General features: G+C 55.6%; 8 protein-coding genes. All 8 read right to left on the bottom strand.

All coding sequences use genetic code 11. From position 1 onward, the window contains the following. Positions 1 to 143: 143 nt before the first annotated feature. Positions 144 to 422, bottom strand: a complete 279-nt coding sequence (gene cas2 / locus NW845_RS11955) for a CRISPR-associated endonuclease Cas2 (RefSeq protein WP_414335550.1) — start codon at positions 420 to 422, stop codon at positions 144 to 146. After that, entirely contained in the window at positions 422 to 1,411 is a 990-nt protein-coding gene (gene cas1 / locus NW845_RS11950) for a CRISPR-associated endonuclease Cas1 (RefSeq protein WP_414378694.1), read from the bottom strand. Before cas1 ends, cas2 begins: the two co-directional genes overlap by 1 nt. A gap of 133 nt (positions 1,412 to 1,544) precedes the next feature. After that, entirely contained in the window at positions 1,545 to 1,709 is a 165-nt protein-coding gene (gene csx18 / locus NW845_RS11945) for a CRISPR-associated protein Csx18 (protein WP_414378693.1), read from the bottom strand. Between the two features lie 29 nt (positions 1,710 to 1,738). Further along, positions 1,739 to 3,715: an RAMP superfamily CRISPR-associated protein gene (locus NW845_RS11940; protein WP_414378692.1), complete on the bottom strand. Its 1,977-nt coding sequence runs from the start codon at positions 3,713 to 3,715 to the stop codon at positions 1,739 to 1,741. A gap of 29 nt (positions 3,716 to 3,744) precedes the next feature. Beyond that, positions 3,745 to 4,386 (bottom strand): Uma2 family endonuclease, encoded by a 642-nt coding sequence (locus NW845_RS11935; protein WP_414378691.1) that lies wholly within the window; start codon positions 4,384 to 4,386, stop codon positions 3,745 to 3,747. Continuing rightward, positions 4,386 to 4,778, bottom strand: coding sequence for a hypothetical protein (locus NW845_RS11930; protein WP_414335540.1), 393 nt, complete (start codon positions 4,776 to 4,778; stop codon positions 4,386 to 4,388). The genes NW845_RS11935 and NW845_RS11930 overlap by 1 nt, the downstream gene beginning before the upstream one ends. Before the next feature lie 13 nt (positions 4,779 to 4,791). After that, on the bottom strand, positions 4,792 to 5,562 hold the full coding sequence (cmr4, locus tag NW845_RS11925) for a type III-B CRISPR module RAMP protein Cmr4 (protein ID WP_414366230.1): 771 nt from the start codon (positions 5,560 to 5,562) through the stop codon (positions 4,792 to 4,794). Positions 5,563 to 5,606: 44 nt separating this feature from the next. Next, the coding region (locus NW845_RS11920) for a type III-B CRISPR module-associated Cmr3 family protein (protein ID WP_414378690.1) at positions 5,607 to 6,610 on the bottom strand (1,004 nt) is incomplete at its 5' end.

The raw sequence follows: 6,610 nt of genomic DNA, 5'->3' as shown, positions 1-6,610 counted from the left end.
AGCCTTGTGGGGCAAGGCATCGAGCGGGTCAACGAAAGAATCGGCCTTTGCGGGATTTGGCGAGGCGCTCGCAGAGCTGCTGATACCGTTTTTGTGTGCTTTCGAGAACATCAAGTACTTAGGTAGGGGGAAAGTTGCCTGAGCTACACGATGACCGAGCCAGGGGGTGCAGTTAAAGGGGGTTCACCCCAGATTTCCACTTGATCGAGGGCGTGGCTGGTGAGGGGATAGAAGCGGACGCTGTCTTCGTTGGGCTTGATCCTTTTCCGGAGCCGTAGCTTGAGCTCCTCGAACTTGTCCTTGTTGAGGACGCACTCGAAGACACTGTACTGCACCCGCTTGCCGTAGCCTTCTAGCAAGTCGGCAATTTTCTTGCGGCGCTTGTCACAGGGAGTATCGTAGGTAACAACATAAAGAAACATCAGCGAATCCGGTAAGGCTGATACAAGTCTTGAGGATTATAGACGGACTGCTTAAACTTCTTAACCTGCTGTGTTAGCAAATCCCAGCGGGGCTGATCCCCAGCAGGAGTTGTAATGGATCCCTCCATTCTCTGGAGAAAAGCTTTGAGGTATTTCTTTCTGCCAGCATCGTTGAGAAAACAGCCCCCATCTCGATACTCGAAGTCTTCTTGGATATCCATAACACCACTATTGACAAGCCACAGTACCAGGGAGTCCACAATAGGCGCTCGGAACTCTTCCAGCAAATCGGAAACCAGAGCAGCGTGGCGTTCACTGCTAGCATGTAGGCAACCTTGATAGGGATCCAAATCTTGCAGCTCAATCAAGGTTAATAGGTGGTTCCAGAGCACCATATAGCCAAAGCTAAGCATGGCATTGACTGGATTGGTGGGTGGTTGTCGGGTGCGCTTGAGCAAAACAAATCCTTTTTGTTGTAGGCAATTGCCCAATTCTGGGAAATACAGGGCTGCGCCGATCCCTTCAATGCCGCGCAATTGATCTAGAGACTTAGCCTGCAGAACTTGCTCGGCCAGATGTTCCAGGCTGCGCAGGGTTAGATCCCCAGTTTCGCTGGGGCGCTGCCTAAGTTGCCGCATCAACAACACGCGCCCATTGAGGAGCTTAGCTCGCACTATCTGGGCTGCTGTTTGCAATCGCCATGCTTCAGGGAGTGCTTGTTGCCAATGGGCCAAGCGGCGGTAGCCCCTTTCAATGGGAATGAGGCGACCGTAGCAATAGCCGAGTCGGGAGAGGTAGGCAATGGGGATATTGCGCTTCAAGCACTCTCTTACAACATCGGTAGTCACCTGCGAGCGGCCGAAGATTAAAATTTGCTCCAGCAAGGGCAGAGGCACCTCCTGCAAGAGCAAATCGCCCAAATGAACCAGCACAAACTCTTGCCTGAGGCTTAGCCTGCACCCTTGCTGGGAAACATACAAGGTTCGCATTATCGATCATCTCGGCGCAGACTCTCTGAGCCTCGCCTTGGCTCTATGGAAGTGCTGGTCTTGGATTGGCGCTCTTCTGGTAAAACATCTACGTCAATTTCAGGACTTGACAAAAGATCCATGACTATCTCCGTTAAGCTTCCAGAAAAGAAGCTGGCAATTGTAACCAGAATATGTTGGTAATCACGGCTGCCAGGCCCAAGGGGGCAATGAGCAAAATGACTAGTGTAATCAAGCCATTGATTGTAGCTGTAACAAGGTTTCTAAGAACTTTGGCTTTGATCTTCTTTCTAGGCATGGTTTTCCCAAAAACTCTCCAAGATTTTTCTATCTCAAGGGCCAGATTACTCCAAAGCCATCGGCACTTCCCTTGAGCTCGTCGAGATACATTTTCCTAGGATCCGCCGTTGCTCCAAAAACGGTAACCACTTGGTAATCACCCAAATCGGCAATCCAAACCGGAGAGGGTACCTGTACACCCCCACACAAGAATTTGTCGTACCGGCCTTCGCCCTGCCGGCCAAGACGATGCAAAGTGGCCAGGGCATAGGGTTTATTAAACTCTTCCTCGCCACTGCAGACCACAATCTGGCAGTTGGCATCCACTGCTTGCGGCCATTTATCCCTGTCAACTTGGCCAACACTTCTTGGGCTATTGGGGTTAATAGCCTGCTTGGTTAGAGTCTTGAGAGCGGCAAAAAAGTTTTCCAGACGCTTTTGGAAAAGCTTCTGAAACTCAGTCACCGATTCCGGCAGCTCCCAGAAGGCATCCTCTGACCTGGGAATTAGGGTAGAGCCGCGCCACCAGGGAGCCCGCTCGCGGTTTTGGCGGGAGTAGCAGGGTCTTCTGGCCCCTTGGCCCACACCTCCCAGATGGAACATCATCCAGGTGAGGTTGGCAAAGAGCTTTTTCGCCGCCTCTTGATCTTCCTGCGAAGCATAATTTTGGCACTCGCCCGAAAGACTCAAGACGAGGATCCCTTCTTGTCGTCCGGCAGGTTTATTTCTTCCTTGCTGATTGGGCTCCGGCTCCGGCTGAGAGACTTTGCCATCTAGGAGATCTACATGGATCCAGCCGTGTTTTTGCTTAGGGGTGATGGCGCCAAAAAGTTGCCCTTCCCACTCCTGCACCTGATCGACCGGCAAAACTCCCAGGGCAAGGGTGCGGAACCAATAGCGCAGCATATTCTTAAAGGCCACGGGCCGCACTTCGGCGATGGATCGGTTGTCGTAGCGATTCTTGTCGGGTCTCCAGTTGACTACCTGGCGCCCGTGAATGAGTTGGCCTTCTAACTCAAAGGGCAGGCGCAAGAATTCTCCCCGGTACTTGTCGGGGGATCTTCCTGAGGAAACCAGCCGGCCGTAGCCAGTATTTACTTGGGATCCCACCCCTTGCTCCAAACCCCGGAGGAGCCATTGCTTAACTTGATCCAGCATCTCATCGGTGCAGCCGCTGCCTTTGCGTAGGCCAATCAAAAAAGTGGCTTGCTTGAGAGAGAAAAATAAGTTGGGGTTGGTCGAGTATTCAAGATTTTTTCCATTCCATTTCCAGACGTTATTAGCAATATCTACAGCCAGCCCCCCCGTTTTGGAGTTATCGGGATCCTCCCGCCTTTGGGGCCGAGTGGGTACCGGATAGGCATCCAAAAAGATAACCTTGCCGGCGCTATCCTTTTCCTCAGCTTGTAGGTGGCCAAACCAAGGAGCTACAGCTTGGTCTGCTTGATCCCAAGATAGGTTGCGCTCCTGCATCAGCTCCCGAATGGCCTGGGAGCGGGCTACACCGCGCAGGGTGGAGCCAGGAATGTAAGGGATCCCTAAGGGATCGAAAGCGGGGAGCAACATGCTCTCTGGGCCCTTGGCCCCACCGACTCGAATTCGCCAGGGACAGGTAACCTGAAAGGTGTCGCTGGCAATGCGTTGGGTGCGCTCGTTCAAAACTTTCAAGCGGGCTCCAAGGTTGATCGTTGTTTCCACTTGGTGCGCCAGCTCCGCTTTGGTGCCGTCTTTAGTAGCAGCATCAACCGGCGCTCGCATCCAGCGCAGATACTCGATAAAGCCGGCGGTGGGATCCGGCCTGGGCGTGGGATCCAAGGGGTGACCCAGCCAAGGCGAGGGCTGAGGATTGTTGCCTCCTCCGCCACCGCCTCCACCGCGCGGCTGGTTTCCCCCTCCATTGCCTCCTCTAGGAGAATTGGGGCCTCGATTTTCCTGAGGCGGCCGGCGGCTGGGATCCCCTGGCCTGGGGGGACGAGCAAGCGGCTGAGGCGTGTTACCAGGACGAGCAGGGCGATGACTGGTCATGGGATCTTCTCCAAAAGCGGGAAACAGGGTTAGGAATTACCAAGGGTTTGGCGAAATTCACGCAACATGGTGCTGGTACCAATTTCTAGGGCGCGTCGAATGAGTTGAGGTACAAGATTGGGGATGTCGAAGTCTGGAAAAAGCCGGCTGCGGCTTGATTCTACGTAGTCTTCTCCCTGCAGGATAAAGATCCGCAAACTTCGCTCACCCAAGGTCCAAACTTCCGGCACGCCGATGGCTCCATAGGCCTCGATAAAAGTTCGGGAAGTAACGTCGGACTCGATGGCCAGATCAGGTGGGGGCAACTGATCGACATCGATCCTGCCCTCGCAACCTCGCACCAACTCCAGGTGATTGACATAGAAGCAGGTGTCGGGCTCCACTCCAGCCCTGCCTGACTTTTTAAGGGTTGTTGAGCCAAAGTCTTCCCAATCCCTACCCTGAGAATCGAGAATGGCTGAGACAATATACCCGGCAATGCGATGAAGGCGCTCGTGTTTGGATAAGGGAGACATGATCTCAAAAGTGCCATCGTAGTAGGCAATGCGAGTGTGGCGATCTTCGCCCAGCTCCTCCAGAATGCTCTCGCAGTCTTGCCAGGTAAGAGAATGAATAACCACTCGGCTGCCTTCTTGCAGGGAAATCGCTTGCAGGGGGATCGCGACGCCCATTACTCCCCTCCTTTAATGTCGTGGTAGATGGCCATGGCCCAAAAGCCAAACTCCTGAGCCAAAGCCAGCCCTAACCCTGTTAAACCTAGATACTCTTCGACTCCCAGTCCCATAAGACGATCCAGACCATTGGAGTTAGCAATTCCCTTCTGACCAGAAATCTCTTCCAGGCAATTAAAGAACTCCTTGACCACTTGCTTTTTGCCGTCTTGGCCGAGGGCATCTTCTTCTGCCTTAAGGCGCAGCAGGCCCCAGGTGGAAAGGTAGGTGTAGAGTTCCACAGCCTGGTTTTTCTGCTCCTTAAGCTTTTCTTGGTCTCTGGTTTGAGCCCTTAACTGGCGAAGGGATTCGTAAACAGGCTTGGCCAACGTGCGGGGATCAAAAGTTTCCATAAAGCCTCCTCAACTAGTTCCAAGACAACTCGACAAAGCCCCGGCCTAGGCTCTCCTGACCGCCAATTTGCAGGAGCTGGTTATCCTGCAGGAGCTTCCGAAATTGCTCCACTGCTTTTTGGGAACTGCCGTTGGCTTGGGCTGTTACCCCCCAGGTGAAGTACATCAGGCTATCGGGGGGGATGGCCTCTTCGTAGCGAAAGCCGCCTTCTACAACTTTGTGCTCGCTGAGCTTAACTTTTACCTGCCGCCACAGGCTCATTTGAATAAGGGTGGCACAGTGCTGATCCGGCAAGACGATGACGCGGGTGATGCTGGAAGACTTGACAAAGTCTTGCCAGTTGGCCCACTTTTTCAGGCCATTTTTCAGGATGGCATCCTTGAGGTAGAGGGGCCGGTTTGTCTCCAAGTTGGTGCTATAGGGATCCGGCACCTGCAACTGCTGGCCACTTAGCCGCAGCCAGCGCTTGAGCAAGAGGGGGCAGCTCATCCAGACTACCCCGTGGCTGAGGGAAGCCACCGGCACCCACAACAGGGATCCATCCCCAATCCAAATGGAGCCTTGGGTAAGCTGATCCCCCTCCCCAATTTCGTTGCCAAAGAGCTCAAACTTTAACTCTTTCTCAGCCACACTGGCCCGCAATTTGCCGCGGATGGTGCTGGAAGGAATGTAGGGCAAGTTGGTGTGGGCTTCGCGGGCAATGCCCAAGAGGTTGCCTTCTTGGGTGGTGCCGCCGGTGTGCAGGGGGGTTAACAGGGTGAGATAGACCAGGTGAAAAGTCATCGAAAAAACACTCCTTATCGACAAAGAACAGGGCTGCAAAAGCATCAGTTAACCCAAGGCAGCCAGAGCAACTCGCTGTAGCCCAACAGCCGCCAGCGGTGGAAGACGTTGAGCCGGCCATCTTCCAGCTCCGGCTCGTCCTGCCCAAGGGGAGCCGGCTGCTCCAGGTAGTAGACGCTGCCGGGCGGGGCGGCAAACACTTGCGGAGCCGGTAAGCTGGTCTTGCGCGGCTCTGTTAGGGAATCCACCCGCAGGCGGCCGCTGATGGGAACCGGCTTGCCGGTGGCCACGCTTACCAGAGGGCCGGTGAGGGAGTGGGCGGGATGGGGGGTGGCCAAGCGCCATTCCCAGGGCCAGGCGCGGCAGAGGGAGCGCCCATCCACCTTCTTGATGAACACTCCAGGCGTAACCAGGTAGGCCAAGGCCCGCCGGGTTTGCCGGAAGGTCTCTTGGGAGAGCTCCTGCAGCGCTTGCCACTGCTTGCCTAGCTTTGGGCAAGGGCCCAGGAGAGCGCCGTGGCCTTCTCCCCCCAGCCGCACCACCTCTTCTTGCTCCAGGGGCAAGGGATCCCAGGTTTCGCGCTCGGGATCCCAGCACTCGATGGAGAAAGCCAGGCTCCAGCCGGGCTGCAGGCGGATGCAGGTTTCCACAAAGTAGCCATCGGCTTCTCGCACCTGACGTTTGCCCGCCTGCAGGGTGTTGTGGGGCCGCACCTCTGCCACCCAGGGGGGCGGAACAGCTTGAGCCAGATCCCAGCCCTTGCCCTGCAGCGCTTTTTGCACCGCCTGAAAGGGCAGGTAGCCGGCGGCCTTTTGCTTGGGGCTTGGCCGTTCCTCCTCCGGAGCTGCCGCTACCAAAGGGGCCGGCCGAGTGGGATCCCAACGGTAGCCGCTGTAGGAATGCTCCTCTTCCAGCCAGGGGATGGGCACCAGCGGGGATCCCTGGTCAAGGTGCAGGGGGCTGGGGAAGTAAAGCTGCTCATCCCAGCAGAGGAAGGGGCCGCGCAGGCGCAGGGTTGTCGGCTGGCCCAGGTGGGCCAGGATGGCTC

It is taken from the genome of Synechococcus sp. H60.2, assembly GCF_047462315.1.
Classification (GTDB): domain Bacteria; phylum Cyanobacteriota; class Cyanobacteriia; order Thermostichales; family Thermostichaceae; genus Thermostichus.
This window is presented reverse-complemented; position numbering and strand designations above follow the sequence as displayed.

Coding starts and splice junctions, on each gene's coding strand:
- cas2 (WP_414335550.1), bottom strand. CDS start 422: ATGTTTCTTTATGTTGTTACCTACGATACTCCCTGTGACAAGCGCCGC.
- cas1 (WP_414378694.1), bottom strand. CDS start 1,411: ATGCGAACCTTGTATGTTTCCCAGCAAGGGTGCAGGCTAAGCCTCAGG.
- csx18 (WP_414378693.1), bottom strand. CDS start 1,709: ATGCCTAGAAAGAAGATCAAAGCCAAAGTTCTTAGAAACCTTGTTACA.
- NW845_RS11940 (WP_414378692.1), bottom strand. CDS start 3,715: ATGACCAGTCATCGCCCTGCTCGTCCTGGTAACACGCCTCAGCCGCTT.
- NW845_RS11935 (WP_414378691.1), bottom strand. CDS start 4,386: ATGGGCGTCGCGATCCCCCTGCAAGCGATTTCCCTGCAAGAAGGCAGC.
- NW845_RS11930 (WP_414335540.1), bottom strand. CDS start 4,778: ATGGAAACTTTTGATCCCCGCACGTTGGCCAAGCCTGTTTACGAATCC.
- cmr4 (WP_414366230.1), bottom strand. CDS start 5,562: ATGACTTTTCACCTGGTCTATCTCACCCTGTTAACCCCCCTGCACACC.